General features: G+C 67.4%; 17 protein-coding genes. 10 read left to right on the top strand and 7 right to left on the bottom strand.

The genetic code is table 11. From position 1 onward, the window contains the following. Positions 1–83: 83 nt before the first annotated feature. The 10 genes from B1818_RS08755 (at position 84) to B1818_RS08710 (ending at position 12860) form a co-directional block, all read left to right on the top strand. Entirely contained in the window at positions 84–875 is a 792-nt protein-coding gene (locus B1818_RS08755) for an LLM class F420-dependent oxidoreductase (RefSeq protein WP_058252926.1), read from the top strand. Between the two features lie 93 nt (positions 876–968). Then, positions 969–3011: a TPM domain-containing protein gene (locus B1818_RS08750; RefSeq protein ID WP_058252972.1), complete on the top strand. Its 2043-nt coding sequence runs from the start codon at positions 969–971 to the stop codon at positions 3009–3011. A 146-nt stretch (positions 3012–3157) separates the two neighbouring features. Continuing rightward, complete coding sequence (locus tag B1818_RS08745; protein WP_058252927.1) at positions 3158–5251, top strand: PhoX family phosphatase; 2094 nt, start codon at positions 3158–3160, stop codon at positions 5249–5251. A 260-nt stretch (positions 5252–5511) separates the two neighbouring features. After that, on the top strand, positions 5512–6315 hold the full coding sequence (locus B1818_RS08740; RefSeq protein ID WP_058252928.1) for an SDR family NAD(P)-dependent oxidoreductase: 804 nt from the start codon (positions 5512–5514) through the stop codon (positions 6313–6315). Positions 6316–6399: 84 nt separating this feature from the next. Then, a complete protein-coding gene (locus B1818_RS08735) occupies positions 6400–7527 on the top strand; it encodes a DUF5938 domain-containing protein (RefSeq protein ID WP_058252929.1) in 1128 nt (375 codons plus the stop codon). 7 nt (positions 7528–7534) lie between these two features. Further along, positions 7535–9064: a long-chain fatty acid--CoA ligase gene (locus B1818_RS08730; RefSeq protein WP_058252930.1), complete on the top strand. Its 1530-nt coding sequence runs from the start codon at positions 7535–7537 to the stop codon at positions 9062–9064. A 130-nt stretch (positions 9065–9194) separates the two neighbouring features. Continuing rightward, positions 9195–9824: a TetR/AcrR family transcriptional regulator gene (locus tag B1818_RS08725; RefSeq protein ID WP_068972104.1), complete on the top strand. Its 630-nt coding sequence runs from the start codon at positions 9195–9197 to the stop codon at positions 9822–9824. Positions 9825–9914: 90 nt separating this feature from the next. Beyond that, entirely contained in the window at positions 9915–10388 is a 474-nt protein-coding gene (locus tag B1818_RS08720; protein WP_058252932.1) for a MarR family winged helix-turn-helix transcriptional regulator, read from the top strand. Between the two features lie 57 nt (positions 10389–10445). Continuing rightward, a complete protein-coding gene (locus B1818_RS08715) occupies positions 10446–11732 on the top strand; it encodes an MFS transporter (RefSeq protein WP_068972103.1) in 1287 nt (428 codons plus the stop codon). A 441-nt stretch (positions 11733–12173) separates the two neighbouring features. After that, the gene (locus tag B1818_RS08710; RefSeq protein WP_078112483.1) at positions 12174–12860 is read left to right on the top strand and encodes an EthD domain-containing protein; all 687 of its coding nucleotides are present in this window, start codon (positions 12174–12176) and stop codon (positions 12858–12860) included. A 9-nt stretch (positions 12861–12869) separates the two neighbouring features. Here the strand turns inward: B1818_RS08710 and B1818_RS08705 are convergent, their stop codons facing one another. The 7 genes from B1818_RS08705 to B1818_RS08675 form a co-directional block, all read right to left on the bottom strand. After that, positions 12870–13562 (bottom strand): XRE family transcriptional regulator, encoded by a 693-nt coding sequence (locus B1818_RS08705; RefSeq protein WP_065631115.1) that lies wholly within the window; start codon positions 13560–13562, stop codon positions 12870–12872. Between the two features lie 49 nt (positions 13563–13611). Further along, a complete protein-coding gene (locus B1818_RS08700) occupies positions 13612–14802 on the bottom strand; it encodes an FAD-binding oxidoreductase (RefSeq protein WP_078112482.1) in 1191 nt (396 codons plus the stop codon). Beyond that, the gene (locus tag B1818_RS08695) at positions 14799–16130 is read right to left on the bottom strand and encodes an FMN-binding glutamate synthase family protein (protein ID WP_058252937.1); all 1332 of its coding nucleotides are present in this window, start codon (positions 16128–16130) and stop codon (positions 14799–14801) included. Before B1818_RS08695 ends, B1818_RS08700 begins: the two co-directional genes overlap by 4 nt. Positions 16131–16422: 292 nt before the next feature. After that, complete coding sequence (locus B1818_RS08690; RefSeq protein WP_058252938.1) at positions 16423–17181, bottom strand: protein glxC; 759 nt, start codon at positions 17179–17181, stop codon at positions 16423–16425. After that, entirely contained in the window at positions 17169–18065 is an 897-nt protein-coding gene (locus B1818_RS08685) for a glutamine amidotransferase (protein ID WP_065631119.1), read from the bottom strand. Before B1818_RS08685 ends, B1818_RS08690 begins: the two co-directional genes overlap by 13 nt. Before the next feature lie 63 nt (positions 18066–18128). Beyond that, positions 18129–19484, bottom strand: a complete 1356-nt coding sequence (gene glnT / locus B1818_RS08680; RefSeq protein WP_078112613.1) for a type III glutamate--ammonia ligase — start codon at positions 19482–19484, stop codon at positions 18129–18131. Between the two features lie 230 nt (positions 19485–19714). Then, entirely contained in the window at positions 19715–21085 is a 1371-nt protein-coding gene (locus B1818_RS08675; RefSeq protein WP_058252940.1) for an ammonium transporter, read from the bottom strand. Positions 21086–21135 lie beyond the last annotated feature (50 nt).

The following is a 21135-nucleotide window of genomic DNA, read 5'->3' as shown; positions in this document are numbered from 1 at the left end:
ACCGCCGATACCAACGCGGCACCACCAGTGCGCGGCCACCATGTTCGTCGACGATTCCGCCGTCAGCGGGCAGACTGGTCGGCATGGCCTTCCCCATTCGCATCGGTGTCCAGATCCAGCCCCAGCACGCACCCAAGTACTCGCTGATCCGTGACGCGGTCCGCCGCGCCGAGGACACGGGCGTCGACATCGCGTTCAACTGGGATCACTTCTATCCGCTCTACGGCGCCCCCGAGGGCGAGCACTTCGAGTGCTGGACGATGCTCGGCGCCTGGGCCGAGCAGACCTCTCGGGTGGAGATCGGCGCGCTCGTGACCTGCAACTCGTACCGGAATCCGGAGTTGCTCGCCGACATGGCCCGCACCGTCGACCACATCAGTAACGGCCGTCTGATCCTGGGCGTCGGAGCCGGCTGGTTCCAGAAGGACTACGACGAGTACGGCTACGACTTCGGCACAGTCGGTTCCCGGTTGAACGATTTCGGTGCCGCCCTCCCGCGGATCAAATCGCGGCTGGCCAAGCTGAATCCGGCTCCCACGCGCGACATCCCGATCCTCATCGGCGGCAGCGGCGAGAAGAAGACGCTGCGCTACATCGCCGAGCACGGCGACGTCTGGCACGGCTTCAACGACGTCGAGCAGTACCGGCACAAGTCCAAGGTGCTGGCCGAGCACTGCGCCGCCGTGGGTCGCGATCCCGAGACCATCGAGCGGTCGTCGGGCGTGCAGTTCGACGGGGACACCGACGCGCTGCTGCGCGATGCCGATGCACTCGCCGACGAGGGCGTCACGCTGTTGACCGTCGGCGTCACCGGTCCCGACTATGACCTCACCGCTCTCGAGGCGCTGTGCCGGTGGCGCGACTCGCGGAACTGACCGCGTAGCGCCCGGGCGCACCCGCGCCCGGGTGCCGACACTCCCCCGAAGGCGTCGACGACACCGCACGCCCGCACGGCTAGGTTTGTGATCATGCATCGAGTGCCGGCACTTCGGGAACTGCTGACACGCGCGGCTTCGGCGGTCGCGCTGACGGGACTGCTGGGCGTCCTCATGGCCCTGGCATTCCCCGGCGCGGCGTCGGCGGAGCCGCCCACCCGGCTGCCGAACTACGTCGTCGACTCCGCCGACGCGATCTCCCCGGCGCAGCGCACCGAACTCGAGACGGCCATCGATTCGCTCTACAACGCCCACGCGGTCCAGATGTGGATCGTGTACGTCCGCGATTTCGACGGTCTGACCAGCGAGGAATGGGCGGATCGCACCGCCGCCGCCAGCGAGCTGGGTGACCATGACGCCCTGCTCGCCGTCGCCACCGAGGACCGGGCGTATCGGTTCTTCGCACCCGACAGCGTGGGCGGCCTCGATCAATCGACACTCGAAGAAGTCGCGAACGACGACGTCGTCCCGCAATTGCGTGAGGCGAACTGGGCAGGTGCGGGCCTGGCGGCGGTCAACGGGCTGTCCGGCGCACTCGATCCGAACCACACCGGCCTGATCGCAGCCGGCGTCGTCGGCGGCGTGGCCGTCCTCGGCGGCGGCGGCGCGTACCTCTACTCCCGACGCCGCAGGCAGCGTCGTATCGACGACAGCGTCGAGTCCCTGCGCGAGCAGGAACTGACCGTCGACCAGTTGGCCGCGCAACCCGTCGAGGTGCTCGACCCGTGGTCGCGTGAGGTGCTCACGGACCTCGACAACGCCATCCGCACCAGCAAGGAAGAGCTCCAGTTGGCGGTCGGCGAGTTCGGTGAGGCCGAGACGGCTCCGTTCACCGACACCGTGCGGCACGCCGAGCAGGCGCTCGGACGGGCGTTCGCGCTGCGCCAGCGTCTCGATGACAACGTTCCCGAGACCGACGACGAACGACGCTCGATGCTCGTCCAGATCATCACCACCTGCACCGAGATCGACAGCACACTGGACGACCACGTCGAGAACTTCGACGCGATGCGCAACCTCCTCATCAATGCGGACTCGCGATTCGACTCCATCACCCAGCAACTCATCGGTCTGCGTGCCCGTCTGGAGACGGCGTCGCAGCAGCTGACCGAGCTCATCGGCAAGCACGGCGAGGCCACGTTGACCTCCATCCTCGACAATGTCGATCTCGCCCGAGCCCAGATCGACTTCGCCGAGGCGACCGCGGATCAGGGGCGCGCCGCCATCGCGGCACCGGTGGGTCAGCAGGGACCGGCCGTCGCTGCGATCAGGTCGGCCGAGGGATCGATCGAGCAGGCGACCACGCTGCTCGACGCCATCGATCATGCAGACGCGAACATCGCCGTCGCCCGCTCGCGGATGCCGGCGCTCATCGCCGAGGTGGACGACGAACTGGCCGAGGCCAACGCCCTGGCACAGACCGGCGGGACCTCGCTGGCGACCGTGATCGAGGTCGCGAGCGCCGCGGTCGCGAATGCCCGCAGCAACTTCGACGCCGATCCGCTGGGTACCTTCACGGCGCTCGTCGACGCCGATGCCGATCTCGACGACGCACTCGCCGCGGCGCGGGACGCCGCTGCCGAGCGCATCCGTCGGGCACAGGTCCTCACCGCGGCACTCGAATCGGCGGAGGCCAAGGTGACAGCGGCCGCCGACTTCATCGGCACCCGGCGGGGGGCCGTGCAGTCCACGGCACGTACCCGACTGGCGGAGGCGCAGCGGCTTCTGCAGTCCGCGACGGACGCCGCTGCCACCGATGCACCGGTGGCGACCGCGACCGCACGTCGCGCCGGTTCCCTGGCCGACCAGGCGCTCATGGCCGCTCAGACCGACGTCGTCGACTGGCAGTCGCAACAGCGACATCCGGGCGGCTCGTCCACCGCCGGTGCGGTCCTCGGCGGAATCCTCGTCGACAGTTTCCTACGCGGCACCGTCGCAGGACGCGGAGGTGGATTCGGCGGGGGCTTCGGTGGCGGCGGCTTCGGCGGGGGCGGCTTCGGAAGCGGCGGACGCAGCCCCGGTTCCTTCGGCGGTTCCGGATCGTCGGGCCGGATCGGAACCGGCGGGCGCTTTTGAGGTCGAACGTGATGTTCCACGTGGAACCAACAGGGGTGTTGGGCTGCCGTTAACGCTCGGGTAGCCATCGGTTCGTTTCATCCTCCTAACGTGCTCCTCGTCGTGCGCCGGCCCCGTGGCGCGACCATGTTTTCAGAGGAGCCCGTGTGCGTATTCCGTTGCAGCTGTTCATGTCCACCGGTGAGGATGCCGGGCGTTCGTCCCGCGCCTACGTGACCTGCCGCTACAAGTGCGGCGACGCGTGCCGCCACGATCCCGGGAACACCAGCGACAACAACTACTTCCGGGACGTCGTCCGCACCGCGGTCTCGCGTCGAAGCGTTCTCAAGACCTCGGCCGGTGCAGCGGTGGCCGTCGGTGCGACCTCGCTCCTCGCGGCGTGCGGTGATTCCGGGTCGTCGGAGTCGGCCTCGCCGTCGAGCGGTGCGGCATCCGGAGATGCGATGCCGGGCATGAACTTCGCCGCCGTCACGCCGAACACCGAGGATGCCGTGGTGATCCCGGACGGGTACCGCCAGGAGGTGGTGATCAGGTGGGGCGACCCGATCCTGCCCGGCGCTCCTGAGTTCGACTTCGCCAATCAGACGCCCGAGGCGCAGGCCGGGCAGTTCGGCTTCAACAACGACTTCGCCGGCCTGATCCCGGTCGACGGCGTGGCCGATCACCACTACCTGGTCGCCAACCTGGAGTATCCGACCGAGCCCTTCATGTTCGCCGGTTACAAGGAAGGCGAACCCACCGAGCAGCAGGCCCGCATCGCCATGGCGTCGGTCGGCATCGCAGTCGTCGAGGTCACCGCGCAATCCGGCAGCGGAGCTCTCAAAACCGTTGTGGGCCCTCGAAACCGACGTCTGACTGCCTCGAGCCCCTTCCGCCTCACCGGTCCGGCCGCGGGCAGCGAGTTCGTCAAGACGGCCGCAGACCCGGCGGGCACCACTGTCCTGGGCACCTTCGCCAACTGTTCCGGAGGTCTCACCCCGTGGGGCACGATGCTCTCCGGGGAAGAGAACTTCAACAACTACTTCGCGAACCCGAGCACCGTCACCGATGCCAAGGCCAAGGAGCGGCTCGAGCGCTACTCCTTCGAGGACGACGGCGACGAGCACTACTGGGGACGGTTCGACAAGCGTTTCGACCTGGCCGTCGAGCCGAACGAGGGGAATCGCTTCGGTTACATCGTCGAGGTGGATCCGCACGACCCGAATTCCGTTCCGGTGAAGCACAGTTCGATGGGCCGGTTCAAGCACGAATCGGCTAACATCTACGTGGTCGGGAGCGGGCCGGACAAGGACACCGTCGTCGCCTACAGCGGTGACGACGAGAGGTTCGAGTACATCTACAAGTTCGTCTCCAGCCGCAAGATGAAGTCCGGCCTGTCGAAGACGGCCCGCGACCACAACATGGGCATCCTCGACGAAGGCACGCTCTACGTCGCCACCTTCACCGGAGACTCCCCCGACCCGGTGGACGGCACCGGAACCCCGCCCGCCTCAGGGAAATTCGCCGGCAAGGGCTCCTGGAAGCCGCTGCTGACGGTCAATGCCGACGGTTCGGCACGCTCGTACATCCCCGGAATGACCCCTGCCGAGGTCGCGGTGTTCACCCGCCAGGCCGCCGACGCCGTCGGCGCGACCAAGATGGACCGGCCCGAGGACATCGAACCGAATCCGAAGTCCGGCAAGGTCTACTGCGCGCTGACGAACAACGACGATCGCGGCACCGATGGTGAGGCGCCTGCCGATGCGGTGAACCCCCGCAACGAGAACAAGAACGGTCAGGTTCTGGAGATGACCGACGATCACACCGGCACCGAGTTCACCTGGGAACTCCTTCTGGTGTGCGGCGACCCGGCTGCTGCCGACACCTACTACGGCGGGTTCGACAAGACCAAGGTCAGTCCGATCTCCTGCCCCGACAACGTCGCATTCGACCCCCATGGCAATCTGTGGATCTCCACGGACGGCAACGCACTCGACAGCAACGACGGGTTGTTCGCGGTCGCCCTCGACGGCGATCGACGCGGGGAGACCAAGCAGTTCCTGACCGTGCCCAAGGGTGGCGAGACCTGCGGTCCGATCATCGACTCCAATCGTGTCCTGATCGCGGTTCAGCACCCCGGCGAACTCGACGACCACTCCGCGGACAACCCGGCGTCGCACTGGCCGGACGGCGGACAGTCCCAACCCCGGCCGTCCGTCGTCGCCGTGTGGCGGGACAACGGAGGCGAGATCGGCGTCTGACCACACCCCTGCATCCTGAGCACCCTCGAGTCCCGGCGCTGCGGCCCGGCTCGGGGGTGTTCTGCATCTCCCACCAGGACTGTCCCGCGGTACCGAGTCGTTGAACTGGATCTTTCGTGGACCGCACCCCATCGTGACAGTCGTCAAGCTTTTTCTTGACGAGTGTCAAGACCGGGGCTTAGTGTGGCGTGCAGCACATGTCACCTCGACTGTGTCTTGCTTCTCCGCCTCGGCCGAGGCGGTCTCACGGAGGTGGAACGATGACGAGTTATGACCTGACCGGGCGGACGGCACTGGTCACCGGTGGCGCGCAGGGCCTCGGTGCCGGGATGGCCGAGGCGCTCGCCGCAGCGGGTGCGTCCGTCGCGATCGGCGACGTGAACTCCGACGGCGGTCGGCAGACGGTCGAAACGCTTCGGGCACAAGGCGCGAAGGCCGAGTTCGTCGCGCTCGACGTGACCGACGACGCGGCCTGGGAGTCGGCCGTGGCGTCGACCGTCGAGTCGCTGGGCGGGCTCGACATCGTCGTGAACAACGCCGGCATCGAGGTGACGAACCTCCTGGTCGATCTCGACGCCGGCGAGGCGTCGAAGATGCTGGACGTCAACGTGCTCGGTACTGCCCTCGGCATCAAGCACGCGTTCCGCGCGATGCGTCCCGGCGGCATCGCGGGCAAGGGCGGAGCCGTCGTGAACATCGCATCCGTCGCTGCGACAATCGCTTTCCCCGGCATCAGCGTCTACTCCGCGACGAAGTCGGGTATCGACCGCCTCACCCGGGTGGCGGCCGCCGAGTCCGGCAAGCTCGGCTACGGAGTGCGCGTCAACTCGATCTATCCCGCACTCACCCCGACCGCGATGGGCAACAAGCTTGCCGTCGAGACCGCGGCCCTGGGGCTGTTCGAGTCCCCGGAGGCGGCTGCCCAGGCAGTCGCGGAGCTGACACCCCTGGGCCGACTCGGACAGGTCGACGACATGGCCGACGCCGTGGTCTTCCTCGTCTCCGACGCCGCGAAGTTCATCACCGGCGCCGGCCTGCCGGTCGACGGCGGGATGGGGATGTAGCAAGCTCATCGAACCCCGCTCGCCACAACACTTTCCACGATCCATCCGCACCACACAACCGTCCCAGACCCGAGGAGTCCCACCATGCCCACTGACAAGCGCGTCGTCGTCTACGGAGCGTCCGGTTACACCGGTCGGCTGATCTGTGAATATCTGCGCGAGTACAACATCCCGTTCCTGGCGGCGGGCCGCGACCACTCCCGGCTGAAGAGCGCCGTCGAGGCGGTGCCGGGCATCGACACGGTCGCGTACGACATCGTCGAGGTCGAGCACACGGTCGAGGCGCTGACCGAGGCCTTCCGCGGCGCCGACGTCGTATTGAACACGGTCGGGCCGTTCGCCCGCTACGGCCACGAGGTCGTCCAGGCGTGCCTGGAGATCGGGGCCCACTACACCGACACCAACGGTGAACAGAACTGGATGATCGATGCCGAGGCACAGTACGGAGCCGAATTCGCTTCTCGCGAACTGGTCTTGACGCCGGGCCTGGCGCAGATGTACTCGATCGGCGAGATCGCCGCGAACATCTGCCTGGAGAACCCCGGACTGGACACCCTCGACATCCAGGTGTTCTGGAAGGGCCACCCGACCGTCGCGTCGACCAACACGATCCTCACCAATGCCGCATTCGCGAAGGCGTACTACCTCGAGGAGAACGAGTACGTCGAATGGCCGGCGGACGCGGGTCTGTACACGGTCAGCGTGCCCGGTCAGCACGACCTCGGTCTCGCTCTGCCCTGGGGCGGTACATCACACCCGGTGTGGTTCAAGAACGACCCGCGCGTGGCCACCGCCAAGGCACTCGGCGGCGTCTTCAATCGGCCACTGATGCAGGGCGTTCCGGTTCTGGTGGCCGCCGCGCTCGAACAGATGGAGGGCAAGTCCGAGGAGGAGAAGTACCGGATCATCGACGAGCAGTCGGCCGCCATCCGCAGCGAGATGCCCCCGCGTGAGAACCCGCGCCTGAACACCTCGCTGGACTCGGTCTACGCCTCCGGTCCGCTCGGCCGCGCGCACTGCGTGATCCACGGCAACTCCAACTACAAGCAGACCGCCCTGCTCAACGCGCACGCCGCGAACGAACTGCTCCAGGCCCGCCCCCGCCGTGTCGGCTTCGTCTCGAGCTGCCAGGCGTTCGGCCATCGCGAATTGCTCGGCACCCTTCGCGCTTTCGGTCTCGTCCTGGACCCGATCGTCACCGTGCACCGCTGAGGACGACATGCGACTCTCGGAGTACCTCGACAAGGGCGCCTCGCTGGGGCGCGACGCGCCGTGCCTCACCGCCGGCGGGGTCACCTCGACCTACGGCGAGGTCCAGGATCGGTCCACCGCCATCGCGGGCGCGTTGCAGCACAACGGGATCGAGGCCGGCGACCGGGTCGCCGTCCTGTCGGCCAACGATCCGCTGGCCCTGACATGCGTCTTCGGCATCTCGCGTGCGGGTGCCGTGTGGTGCCCGGTCAATCCGCGTAACGAGGCCGAGGAGAACCGACAGCTGTTCGATCTCTTCGGGTGCCGGCTGCTGTTCTTCCAGGCGAAGTTCGCCGGCCTGATCGAGAAGATCAAAGATCGGCTCCCGCAACTGGACCGGTTGATCTGTCTGGACGGCGACGTCGACTGGGCGACGCCGTTCGACGGCTGGCTCGACGAACATCGGGCCGAGCCGGACGAACGCCGACGACCAGATGGCGGTGTGTGCATGCTCGCCGGTACCGGCGGGACGACCGGCCGACCGAAGGGGGTGCGACTCACCGAGGACAACATGATGACCTCGACAGCACTGGCGTTGATGAGCTACCCGTTCGGTGAGCGCCCCCGGTATCTGGCGCTCGCCCCGCTGACCCATTCGGCGGGGGTGCTGACGTTCCCGATCCTCAGCCTCGGTGGCGAGGTCGTGATCATGCCGGCACCTGACATCGGCGAGTTCCTGGCACTGATCGAGCGGCATCGCATCACCCACGCGTTCCTCCCGCCGACGGTGATCTACGGGGTGCTCGACCATCCCGACCTCGACAGTCGAAATCTGAGCTCGCTGCGGTGCCTCTGGTACGGCGCCGCGCCGATGTCGCCCACGCGGCTGGAAGAAGCACTGACGCGCATCGGCCCGGTGCTCGGCCAGTTGTTCGGGCAGACGGAGGCGCCGAACATGATCGCCACCCTCGCGCCCGCCGAGCACTTCCACGACGACGGGTCGATGGCCACCGAGCGGTTCGGATCGGCCGGTCGGCCGACACCGCTGACCACGGTCGCGATCATGGCCGAGGACGGGTCGCTGCTGAGTCGTGGCGAGCGCGGGGAGATCGTCGTCCGGGGACCGCTCGTGATGGACGGGTATCACGAGAACCCCACGGCCACGGCCGAAGTGAGCGCGTACGGCTGGCATCACACCGGCGACATCGGCTACCTCGACGACGACGGCTACCTCTTCGTCGTCGACCGCGCCAAGGACATGATCATCACCGGCGGGTTCAACGTGTACTCGGCCGAGGTGGAACAGGCGTTGCTGGCCCATCCGGCGGTGAAGGACTCGGCCGTCATCGGGCTGCCCGATCCCAAATGGGGCGAACGAGTGACGGCCGCCGTCGAACTGCGTGCGGGGCACGACGCCGACACCGAGGAGCTCATCGCCTTCGTCAAGGAACGGATCGGCAGCGTCAAGGCGCCGAAGGAGATCGAGATCTGGACCGAACTGCCGCGGTCCAAGGTCGGCAAGATCCTGAAGACCGAGGTCCGGGGCGCATTCAGCTGACCGGATCGAGGCCTCACCCGGTGCCCGCCCGGCCGGCGCCGACAAGCGTCGAACTCGGCCGGGTGGGTACACTCGGGTCTCGAACTCCATCACTCCCCGAGCAAGGGAATCCCCCGGCAAGGACCGCGAGATGACACAGGTCGTCGACCGACAGGCCCGCATCGAGGCCCGCGCACGAGACAAGTTCCAGGCCAAGCGCGACGAGCTGGCCATGGCGACTCTGACGACGCTGGCCGAACTGGGGTACGCGCGGACGAGCCTGCGCGAGATCGCGCAGAACTCCGAGTACTCGCACGGGGTGTTGCACTACTACTTCACCGACAAGCTCGACCTCATCGCCCACGCGGTCCGGCAGTACGAGGCCGTCTGCGTCACCCGCTACGACGAGGTCGTGGCCCACGCGGTGACCGCGGACCAGTTACGCGACGAGTTCGCCGACACCTTCTTCGCAGGCATGCACTCCGAGGCAGCCATTCATCGGCTCTGGTACGACCTGCGCAACCAGAGCATGTTCGACGACTCCTTCCGCGCTGACGTCATCGAGATCGAGCGCCGGCGCGAAGAGATGATCTGGCGTGTGGTGGAGAGATTCTGCGAGTTGTCGGGGACGCAGCCCGCGGTGACACCGGCGGTCGCCTACATCGCGCTCGACGGCATCTTCCAGCGCGGACTGCTCAGCGAGATCGACGGCCGGCTAGACGGCGTCGCGACTGCGCGCCAGGACCTGATCGCCTTCTTCGGAGTCGTGGGGCACCACTGACCGTCTGACGAGTGGAGCCGCACGTTCGTGCGCAGCATCACAGCCCCCTGCCCTAATACTTCGAACCCCTAAGTATTAGGCTCTCTAAACGTGTCCGCTTCCGACCCCGCCCAGCTCGCCCAGACCCTGCGGCCGACGATCACCAGGCTCTACCTGGCCCTTCGCCGTCGCGCACCGTCGGTCGAGCTGACCGCGGCGCAGACCTCCGCCCTGAGCGTCCTCGCCGATCACGGGCCGATGCGGATGGGTGAATTCGCCACCCGCGAATCCATCCGCATGCCGACAGCGACGTCGGTGATCGACGGACTCACCAAGCACGACCTGGTCGAACGCAGACCTGATCCAGACGACCGCCGAGCCGTGCTCGTCGGCCTCACCGACCACGGGCGCACCCTCGTGCGACAGATCCGCGAGGAGCGGGACGTCATCCTGACCGGTGCGCTCGCCGCACTCGACGATCAGCAGCGCGAAGCCATCGCCGCGGCCGGGCCGGCTCTGCAGGCCCTGCGCGACCAGCTCGACAATCACCCGGTATCGCACCCCGCCCGCCCGGCGAGTGCGTGAGCGGCTCGATCGCGGTTCGACACCGCCGGCCGTCCGCCTGATCTGGCAGAGGAATCAATGACCGTCACCGAACACACCCCGGGCGACACCGCCGCGGTTGCGCGCGACACCACCGCGACCGAACCGTCGATGCTCGCCTCCCTGCGTGCCCAACCGCGCGCGGTGTGGATCACCGCCTTCGCCGCCGTCATCGCCTTCATGGGCATCGGCCTCGTCGACCCGATCCTGCACAGCATCGCCGAAGCGCTGAACGCCCCACCGGAGAAGCTCACGCTCCTGTTCGGTGTCTACGTCGGCGTCCAGTGCGTCGCGATGCTGCTGACCGGTTGGGCCGCATACCGTTTCGGGCCGCGACGCACACTCACCGTCGGGCTGGGACTCATCGTCGTCGCAGCCGGCGTCTCGGCCTTCGCCGACAACATCGACCAGCTCATCGCCTACCGGGTGATCTGGGGTCTCGGCAACGCACTGTTCCTCGCCACCGCACTGGCTTTCATCGTCCAATCGGCGGTCGGCAACCGCAACAGCGCCATCATGATGTACGAGGCCGCCCTGGGCATCGGGCTGGCCGTCGGACCGCTCCTGGGTGCGACGCTCGGTGAATGGACCTGGCGCGCACCGTTTGCCGGTACCGCCCTGCTGATGCTGGCCGGAGCCATCCTGTGCGCGTTCATGCTTCCCGCCGACGGCCCCCGGTCCGAACGAGTGCGGGTCCGGATCGTCGACCCGATCAAGGTCCTGCGCAACCGCACCCTGTTCGTCACGTCCGTCGGTTCCGCCTTCTACACGGGCGCCCTCTTCACCGTGATCGCCTGGGCGCCGATCGCGATGGGCCTGCGACCCATCTACGCCGGACTCGTCTTCTTCGGCTGGGGTCTGCTCACCGCGGTCGCCGGAGTCTTCGTCGCGCCGCTGCTCGCTCGGGTCGTCGGTGAGAAGGCCGGTGTCATGGTTGCCATCTCGACATACGGACTTGTCATGGTGCTGGCCGGGATCGGCACGTTCACCGGACAGATCTGGCTGATCGGCCTGGCCGTCATCCTCTCGGGCTTCCCGTCGGGCGTGCTCAACACCCTCTTCACCGACGTCGCGATGTCGGCCGTCGGCGGCGACACCCCGCGCTCGGTCTCGAGTGCCGGGTTCAGCTTCCTCCGCTGGATGGGCGCCGCGATCGCCGCCGTGCTCGTCGCCTACCTCGCGAAGTGGACCGGTTCGGAGGCGACACCGTGGTGGTTCGCCACCGGATACTGCGTCGTCGCCCTCGGCGCGGTGTCGCTGGCAAAGGTCGCCCACGACCACAAGGTCGCCGACGATGCCGCTCTCATCGGCGCCGAGGAGTTCTGAGCCTCCCGCGCACGCAGCTTCACGCTCCCTGAGCACAGGCGCAAGGAGCACGGCCCCTTCCCGCTCCCCGAGGTGCGACGAGCGCGACGCCTCCGCTCCCTGAGGAGCGGCCGGACGGCCGTCGTGGACCACCGAGCGAACACTCCTGGGCGCCCGAATTCTATGCTCCCTGAGGTGCGAGCGAAGCGAGCCACGAAGGGCCACGCAACGTGTCTCACCAGGCCCTTCGTGGCTCGTCGCTATCGCTCCTCGCACCTCAGGGAGCAGGGGGCTGTCGCTTGCGCTCCTCACAGCTCAGGGAGCAGGGGCTGTCGCTTGCGCTCCTCGCACCTCAGGGAGCAGGGGGCTGTCGCTTGCGCTCCCCACAGCTCAGGGAGCAAAAGCGCGGATGGATCTGCGAATCGGTGACCGTCGCGCGCATCGCCCGGTACCGTCCGCGGGATGACGGATACGAAGGTGATCGTCGCCATTCGGGGCGACGGGCCGAGCCGCACCGACGCCGACGATCTCGTCGAGCGCTGTATGGCAGCGGGGGCAACGCGCGTGCAGGTCAACCTCAGCGACGACGCGGTCTCCGGGGCCATGCGCATCGACGAACTCGACCCGCCGATCGGCGCCGTGCTCTCGTTCTGGGCGCCCCACACCGGGCCCGTACTCGCTGTCATCAACGACGTGCTCGACGGACCGATCGCCGCCTGGGAGGTCACCGCGCGGGCGCCGCTCAATCCGACCCTGCCCGCCGACGGGACGCGGATAGACGCGCTGTCCAATATCGCTTTCCTCCGTCGCCCGGACGAGCTAGACCACGCCGAGTGGCTTCGTCGGTGGCTCGACGACCACACCCAGGTCGCCATCGACACCCAGGCCACGTTCGGTTACGTCCAGAACATCGTCGAACGACCGTTGACCGAGGACACCCCGCCGGTCGCGGCCATCGTCGAGGAACTGTTCCCGATGGCGGCGGTCAGCGACATCCACGCATTCTACGGAAGCGGCGGTGATCAGCAGGAACTCGAGCGTCGGATGACCCAGATGCTCGAGAGTGTGTCCCGCTTCGGCGCGGACCGCTACCTCGACGTGGTGCCGACCTCGCGCTACGACTTCGACCTCAGCCGGTCGCGAACCTGAATCGGGTTGTCACACGGCCGAATCCGGGAACGCGATCACCGACAGGAAGCGCACCGGCAGCTCGACGAGTTCGACGGGTCCATGCGCGCCCTCGCCGTCGAGCTGTAGCGAGTCGCCCGGGTGCATCCGGTACACCGAGCGACTGTGGGCGTAGTCCATCACGCCCTCGAGGACGTACAGGAACTCGGTTCCCGCATGCTGGAACAACGGCTGGGTCACCGACTTCTCCGTCAGTGTGACGAGCAGACATTCCAGGCGTTTGTGCTCACCGCGCAGCGAGCCGAGCAGCTCGTACTCGTGACCCTCCCGGGACCCCTCGCGCACGATCTCCGAGCCCTCGCCCGCTTTGACGAACACCGCCGACCGCTCCATCTCGGCGCCGCGGAACAGCGAGGTGACCGACACGTCGAAGCCGTTGGCCAAGCGGGCGAGCGTGCTGAGACTGCACGAGGTCTGGGCGTTCTCGATCTTCGACAGCATCGCCTTGGAGATGCCGACGCGAGTGGCCATGTCTCCCACCGACAGTCCCTGCTGACGTCGCAGGCGACGCACGTTGTGCGCGATCGCCGTCTCGAGCTCCAGCTCCTCGACCGACTGGTCGACAGGTCTCTCTCGCGCGGTGCCGGACTGATTCCGGATCAATGGGTCGTCCGTCACGCCGCCAGCATAGTGAGAAACAACGTTTCCTGACAGTTGACACACGATTCCACCCCTGTCGACGGCCACGGCCTCGGATCATCCGGCGTCCCGGTCAGCGCATCTCGCCGGCTCCCACATACGGGAAGCGCGTCGTCAGCAGGTCGCCTTCGGCGAACCGCGTGAACCGGAAGTCCGACTCCGGGATACGCGGGTCCGCGCTGCGTCCGTCGACGACGAGGTCGGCGATCAACCGGCCGACCGCCGGCGAGATCTTGAACCCATGGCCGCTGAACCCGGCCGCCAGGACGAGCCCGTCCAGCGGCCCGCGGGAGATGATCGGATTCCAGTCGGGTGTGACGTCGTAGCACCCGGCGTAGCTCGTGGTGATGGCCGGATCGGTGAAGCCGGGGAACCGGGTGCCGACCTTGTCGACGGTGAGGTCGATGAAGTCCGAGTCCGCGCGGTTCCGGTAGTCGTCGGGATTCGCTATGTCGAGCACCGCGAGATCGCTGTTGCCGAACAGGATCTCGCCCCGGACGTCCGGTCGGACGTACTGCAGCGACACCAGATCGGAGAAGACCGGCACCTCGCCGAGGTCCTCACCGGGGTGAATCATCACGATTTGTTCGCGGTGAACCTCGATCGGGATGTCGACCCCGTAGGGCGCGAGGAACGGTTTGGACCAGACACCGGTGGCAACGACCACGGTGTCTGCGGAGATCGTCGCACCATCCGCGAGTCGGACTCCCGCCACCCGGTCGGCGTCGACGATCAGTCCGGTGACGTTGGTCCCCTGACGAATTCGGATTCCCGATTCCCGCGCCGAGGCCGCGAAGGCCTGCGCGGTCTGATACGCGTCGCCGTACCCACCGCGCTCTTCCCAGCCGAAGGCTGCAAAGGGTTCGAGGTCGGCGGTCGGCCACATCGCGGCGACGTCGGCGGCGTCGATCTCCTCGGTCTGCACGCCGACCGCACGTTGCGCCGCGAGGCTCTTCCGCATGTTCTCGACATTGGGCTCGCCGACGCCGACGACATACCCGGTCTGACGGAATCCGATGTCGGCGCCGAAGATCTCCTCCGCCTTCTCGAAGACCTCGAGTCCGACCGCGGCCATCGCCGCCAGCGAACCGACGCCGTAGTGGCAGCGCACGATGCCCGACGACTTGCCCGTCATCCCGCCGCCGACGGTGTCCCGCTCGCAGACGATCACATCGGTGATGCCGCGTTGTCCCAACGCCCAGGCGGCCGCCGCGCCCTCGAGGCCGCCACCGACGATGACGACCGAAGCGGTCTCGGTGCTCACAGGCCGGCCCCCGGAATCCAGTTCGTCCCGGCGAGCGGAACGCGGGCCATCGCCGACGCCTCGATCGAGATGGCGACGAGGTCTTCCGGTTCCAGGTGCTGCAGGTGCGCCTTGCCGCACGCACGGGCGATCGTCTGGGCCTCCATGGTCATCACGCGCAAGAAGTTCGCCAGGCGCTTTCCGCCGAGGACTGGGTCGAAACGCGCCGACAGTTCCGGGTCCTGCGTGCTGATGCCCGCGGGATCACGCCCGTCCTGGAAGTCGTCGTAGAAACCTGCTGCCGATCCCAGCGCCTCGTACTCCGCGGCGTATCGGGGATCGTTGTCGCCCAACGCGATCAGCGCAGCGGTGCCGATGGCGACGGCGTCGGCACCGAGGGCCATCGCCTTCGCGACATCGGCGCCGTTGCGGATTCCGCCCGACACGATGAGTTGGACCTCCCTGTGAACGCCCAACTCCTGCAGGGCCTGCACCGCCTGCGGGATGGCAGCGAGGGTCGGGATGCCGACGTGTTCGATGAAGACGTCCTGGGTCGCCGCCGTTCCGCCCTGCATGCCGTCGACCACGACGACGTCGGCGCCGGAATGCACCGCGAGTTTCACGTCGTAATACGTGCGGGTGGCGCCGACCTTCACATAGATCGGCTTCTCCCAGTCGGTGATCTCGCGCAACTCGTTGATCTTGATCGCCAGGTCGTCCGGTCCGGTCCAGTCGGGGTGACGGCACGCGCTGCGCTGGTCGATACCCTGTGGCAGGGTCCGCATCCCAGCCACGCGTTCGGAGATCTTCTGTCCCAGCAGCATTCCCCCGCCGCCCGGTTTGGCACCCTGACCGAGCACGATCTCGATCGCGTCGGCCTTGCGCAGGTCGTCGGGGTTCATCCCGTATCGCGACGGAAGGTATTGGTAGACGAGGTGTTTGGACTGACCACGCTCTTCGGGCGTCATCCCGCCGTCACCGGTGGTGGTGGAGGTACCGACCTCCGAGGCCCCGCGCCCCAGCGCTTCCTTCGCCCCGGCCGACAGCGCGCCGAAGCTCATCCCGGCGATCGTCACCGGGGTGGAGAGATGCAACGGGTACTTCGCGTTTCGCGAGCCCAGGACGACGTCGGTGTCGCAGCGCTCGCGATAACCCTCGAGGGGGTAGCGGGACATCGACGCGCCGAGGAACAGCAGATCGTCGAAGTGCGGCAGCTTGCGCTTGGCGCCCCAGCCACGGATGTCGTAGATGCCGGTCTCGGCCGCGCGCTGGATCGCGGCGATGGTGGTGCGGTCGAACGTGGCCGACTCGCGCAGGCCGCGCTGTTCGACGCTCAGGTTGTCGGTCATGGTGGTTCTCTTTCGTCGTGTGGTCGGGCGCATCTCAGCTCCCTGAGGAGCCCCGGAGCCTGCGGAGGGGCGTCACTCTCTGCTCCCTGAGGAGCCCCGGAGCCTGCGGAGGGGCGTCACGAAGGGTCTTCGCAACTCGTCTCGCCAGGACCCTTCGTGGCTCGTCGCTTGCGCTCCTCGCACCTCAGGGAGCAGGTGGTCGGCCGCGCTATCGCTCCTCGCACCTCAGGGAGCAGTGGGGTTGCGTGTCCTCCGCAAGCTCCGAGCGCTCCTCAGGGAGCGGAGAGAAGGGTCAGTACGCGGAGGTGTTGTCGACCTTGAAGTGGTAGAGCTCGCGGGCGGAGCCGTAGCGGGTGTAGTCGCGGGGGTCGTCGTCGCCGAAACCGGCGGCCTTGAGCAACCCGGCCAGTTCCTCGAGGTGCTCGGCGCGCATCGGTTTGGCGATGCAATCGGCACCCAGCGAGGCGACCTCGCCCCGCACATAGATCCGGGTCTCGTAGATCGAGTCACCGAGACCGTCGCCGGCGTCCCCGCGGACCACCAGGCGACCCGCCTGCGCCATGAAAGCGCTGTTGTGGCCGACGTTTCCACCGACGACGATGTCGACGCCCTTCATCGAGATGCCGCAGCGTGCCGCGGCGTCACCCTCGACGACGAGGAGCCCGCCGTGGGCGGTGGCGCCGGCCGACTGGGAAGCGTTGCCCTTCACGATCACGCTGCCGCTCATCATGTTCTCGGCGACGCCGGTACCGGCGTTGCCGTCGATGGTGACCTCGGCCTGTTGGTTCATGCCGGCCGCGTAGTAGCCGACGTGTCCGTTGATCGTGATCTTCACCGGGAGGTTGACGCCGGCGGCCACGCTGTGGGCTCCGGCCGGGTTGTCGATGACGATCTCGCCGGAGATGTCCCCGTGCAGCATCGAGTTGATCTCGCGCAACGGGGTTTCGGCGAGGTCGAAGGTGTGATTGGGGTTCATCGTCTCAGCTTTCGCCGTGTCGTTCGAGGCGGGAACGGGAGGGGTGGAGGGAAACTCGGCGGTCATCGAGTCCATGCGTAGACGACCTCCGGCTCGGGCTCCCAGATGCGGGCGTTCTCCACGCCGGGCAGTTTGGCCAGTGCGCGGTACTCACTCGCCATCGCCACCCAGTCGTCGGTCTCGGCGATCACGGCCGGTTTGCATGCGATGGCATCGCGGACCACCGCGAACGAATCGCGATTCGACACCAGCAACGTGTAGAAGCCGTCGAAGTTCGCGCAGACCTCTTTCAACGCTGTCTCCACGTCCTTGCCCGCCGCAAGCTGGTGTGCGACGAAGCGCGCCCCCACCTCCGTGTCGTTCTCACTGTCGAACTCCACTCCGGCAGCCCGCAGTTCACGCCGGATGGTCGCGTGATTCGCAAAGGAACCGTTGTGGACCAGGCACTGTTCGGGGCCGACCGCAAACGGATGTGCACCCGAGGAGGTGACCGCCGATTCGGTCGCCATCCGGGTGTGCCCGACGCCCTGCCATCCCGACGCCGCGGCCAGGCCCCAGGATTCGGTCAGGTCACGGGGTGCGCCGACGCCCTTGAGGACGGTCAGGTCCGACCCGAAACCGGCCACCAGGGCCTGCGGGTATGCGGCCCGGGCGGCGGCCAGCAGCTCGTCGGCAGGCGCCGGGGCGGAGGCCACCAGCGTCACGTCGATCGTCTGTGCCGCGACCGGCACGCCGAGGGCCGCTCCCAGCGTCGTGGACACCTCGTCGGGAAGAACGTCGAGTTCGAGGAGGGAGATGCAGCCGTGTCCGGGCGGTGCCCACGTGGGGTTGCCGTAGACGGCGATACCCGCCGAATCCGCGCCACGGTCTTGCATCTCGCCGAGCATCCCGGCGAGCATCTCGCCCAACCGGGGGTGAAGGTCAGGGTTGCGCAGGTGCAGCCCGACGATTCCGCACATGATCAGTTCCTTACGTCGATCGATGAATCTCGTTGAGAGGTCGTGTGTTCTGAGGAAGGACGGTCAGAACGCCGTCAGGTACTTGTCGACCTCCCACGGCGTGACCGCCGCGTGCCAGTCGAAGAACTCGTCGCGTTTGAGTCCGGCGAAGTATGCCGAGACCCGCTGCTCGTCCTCGGGCCAGTCCTCGGGAAGCGCGGCGTCGAGCGTGCCGGCGACGACCCCGTCGGCCTCCAGCGCCTCCACCGCGTGCAGGAGGGTGAGCGGGAGTTCGGCGATGTGGCCGGGGCAGTTGCCGACGGCGCCCGGGTCCAGACTCCGCTTGATGCCGTCGAGTCCCGCACCGAGCAGCGCGGCGACGGCCAGGTACGGATTCGCCGACCCGTCACCGCCACGGAGTTCGACGCGTTGCTCATCGGGCACCCGGATGTAGTGGGTGCGGTCGTTGCCGCCGTAGGTCGCCCGCCGCGGAGCCCAGGACGCACCCGAGCGCGTCGCCGTCGCACCGGTTCGCTTGTAGGAGTTGACCGTCGGTGCGATCACGGCTTGGAGCGCAGGTGCGTGTTCCAGAATCCCACCGATGAACCCGTACGCCGTCTCCGACAACCCCAGTCCTCGCTCGTCGTCGGTGACCTGCGGGAACACCGGGTCGCCCGCCTGCGTGAGGGACAAGTGGAAGTGCAGACCCGACCCGGTGCGCTCCGCGAAGGGTTTCGGCATGAAGGTCGCGATCATGCCCTTCTCCGCAGCCAGGGCGGAGAGCAGGTACCGGAGAGTGACGACGCGGTCGGCGGTCGTGAGCGCGTCGGAGTAGGCGAAGTTCTGCTCGAACTGGCCGTTCCCGTCCTCGTGGTCGTTGGCGTAGTTGCTCCACCCGAGTTGGTTCATCGCGGTGGACACGGTGGTGAGGTGGTCGTACATCCGGGTGAGACCGCGGACGTCGTAGCACGGCTGGTCGGAGTCATCGGCGGCGTCGGCGGTCACCAGCGAGCCGTCGGCGGCCCGTTTCAGGAGGAAGTACTCGACCTCGGCCCCGACCCACGGTTCGAAACCCGCGTCTGCGGTCTGGGCGATGAGCGCCTTGAGAATGTTCCGGGGCGCGAACGGCCACGGCTTGCCCTCGACATGGGGATCACACTGGACGACCGCGAGCCCCTTCTTGATGAACGGGATGGGCAGGAAGGACCGGACATCGGGAATCGCGATGAGATCGGGATCCTTCGGCTCCTGGCCGATCGCGCCGACCGCATATCCGGCGAAACCGACTCCCTCGGTGGCCAATTCGTCCACCGCTTCCACCGGCACCAGTTTGGCGCAGGGCTTGCCGCGGAGGTCGACGAACATCGCGAGGATGAACTTGGTGCCGTGCGTCGCGCAGAGATCGGCGAGTTCGCCGGTCGTCGTCTCGGTGGTTGTCATCATGTGCTCCGGGGTCGACTCTAAGGGCTTTCGTTTTGCATGTCCACTCGCGTGAACCACTGTCTACTATTAGTAGACCCGGTAGATGTTTCGTCCCTGTTTCGACTCCGTGAGCGGTGGGTGTCAATCTGTCCGGCAACGTTTTCCACGTCCTCGGACGCACAGCGCTCGGGGGCCCACCGTCGAACGGTGAACCCCCGAGCAGTTGCCGAACCGATGACCGGTATGGATCAGACCCCGGCCGGTGGCGCCGAGGCCGGAGCCGACGACGGCATCGCCTCCTCCACCTTGTCCGCGGCGCGGGCCGGCGACATGGTCGCGAGTCCGCCGGCGTGACCGACCGAGGCGGCGGGGATCTCGTACGCCGTCTCCGCGTGGACCGCGGTGTCGAGGCCGACCATCTCGGTCTCCTCGTCGACGCGCATGCCGATGAGCTTGTCGAGCCCCTTGGCGATCAGCCAGGTCATCACGAACGAGTAGGTGCAGGTGATGACGATGCCGGCGAGTTCGCGCCACACGATGTCGACCGGTCCGCCGAACAGGATGCCCTGCACACCGGCCGGCGCGGCCTCGGTGGCGAACAGCACGATGCAGATGGTTCCGACGATGCCGCCGATACCGTGTACGGCAAAGGCGTCCAGCGTCTCGTCGATCTTGAGCTTGCTCTTGAAGCTGAGCAGGAACGCCACGACCGCGGCTGCGAAGATGCCGACGAGCAGCGCACCGAGCGGTGCCATGCTGCTGGCCGCGGGGGTGATCCCGACGAGGCCCGCGACGGTGCCGGTGATCATGCCGAGCGAGGTGACGTGCCCCTCGCGCCACTTCTCGATGATCGCGAAACCGATCATGCCCGCCGAACCGGCCAGCAGGGTGTTCAGGATGACGGCCTGCGCGAGGAAGTTGGCGCCGAGCGCGCAACTGCCGTTGAACCCGAACCAGCCGAAGAACAGGATGCCGCCACCCATGATCGTCATCGGCACGTTGTGCGGGCGCTCCATCCGCCGCTTGCGCGCACCGAGCACCACCGCGAGGGCAAGGGCCGCGACACCGGCATTCATGTGAACCGCGGTGCCGCCTGCGTAGTCGACGATCTCGAGATCGTTCAGCAGGAAACCACCGCTGTAGTTGTCGTCGACGTCGGCCGCGAAGACCCAGTGTGCGACCGGGAAGTACACCACGAGGAGCCAGATCGGCGCGAAGACCAGCCACGCCGAGAACTTCATCCGGCCCGCCGCGCCGCTGGCGACGATGGCGATCGTGATGGCCGCGAACAGGATGAACCAGGCTGCGAAGTAGAGCGTCTGGGTGGCGCCGGAAGCGTCGTCGGTGAGCCAGTTGGTCAGGCCGATGTAGTCGGTCGGGTTGCCGATGAGGCCCCACCCGCCCACCGACGGACCGGACACGAGGCCGTGCCCGATCACGACGTACAGGACCGCCGTGATCGCCAGGGTGGACATGACCATCGTCATGATGTTGAGGACGTTCTTCGATCCGACCATGCCCCCGTAGAAGAAGGCCAGGCCCGGGAACATCAGTAGGACGAAGACGAAGGCCGCCAGCATCCATGCCAGGTCGGCATTGGCGGCGAGTATGGGTTCCATGAGCGATCTTTCGGTTCTGGGACTCTACGAGAAGTCGGGTGTAACGGGAC

This window comes from Gordonia sp. IITR100 (assembly GCF_002009645.1).
GTDB lineage: Bacteria > Actinomycetota > Actinomycetes > Mycobacteriales > Mycobacteriaceae > Gordonia > Gordonia hongkongensis.
The sequence above is the reverse complement of the archived record's forward strand: the minus strand, read 5'-3'. Positions and strand labels throughout refer to the sequence as shown.

Coding starts and splice junctions, on each gene's coding strand:
- B1818_RS08755 (WP_058252926.1), top strand. CDS start 84: ATGGCCTTCCCCATTCGCATCGGTGTCCAGATCCAGCCCCAGCACGCA.
- B1818_RS08750 (WP_058252972.1), top strand. CDS start 969: ATGCATCGAGTGCCGGCACTTCGGGAACTGCTGACACGCGCGGCTTCG.
- B1818_RS08740 (WP_058252928.1), top strand. CDS start 5,512: ATGACGAGTTATGACCTGACCGGGCGGACGGCACTGGTCACCGGTGGC.
- B1818_RS08735 (WP_058252929.1), top strand. CDS start 6,400: ATGCCCACTGACAAGCGCGTCGTCGTCTACGGAGCGTCCGGTTACACC.
- B1818_RS08730 (WP_058252930.1), top strand. CDS start 7,535: ATGCGACTCTCGGAGTACCTCGACAAGGGCGCCTCGCTGGGGCGCGAC.
- B1818_RS08725 (WP_068972104.1), top strand. CDS start 9,195: ATGACACAGGTCGTCGACCGACAGGCCCGCATCGAGGCCCGCGCACGA.
- B1818_RS08715 (WP_068972103.1), top strand. CDS start 10,446: ATGACCGTCACCGAACACACCCCGGGCGACACCGCCGCGGTTGCGCGC.
- B1818_RS08710 (WP_078112483.1), top strand. CDS start 12,174: ATGACGGATACGAAGGTGATCGTCGCCATTCGGGGCGACGGGCCGAGC.
- B1818_RS08695 (WP_058252937.1), bottom strand. CDS start 16,130: ATGACCGACAACCTGAGCGTCGAACAGCGCGGCCTGCGCGAGTCGGCC.
- B1818_RS08690 (WP_058252938.1), bottom strand. CDS start 17,181: ATGGACTCGATGACCGCCGAGTTTCCCTCCACCCCTCCCGTTCCCGCC.
- B1818_RS08685 (WP_065631119.1), bottom strand. CDS start 18,065: ATGTGCGGAATCGTCGGGCTGCACCTGCGCAACCCTGACCTTCACCCC.
- glnT (WP_078112613.1), bottom strand. CDS start 19,484: ATGACAACCACCGAGACGACGACCGGCGAACTCGCCGATCTCTGCGCG.
- B1818_RS08675 (WP_058252940.1), bottom strand. CDS start 21,085: ATGGAACCCATACTCGCCGCCAATGCCGACCTGGCATGGATGCTGGCG.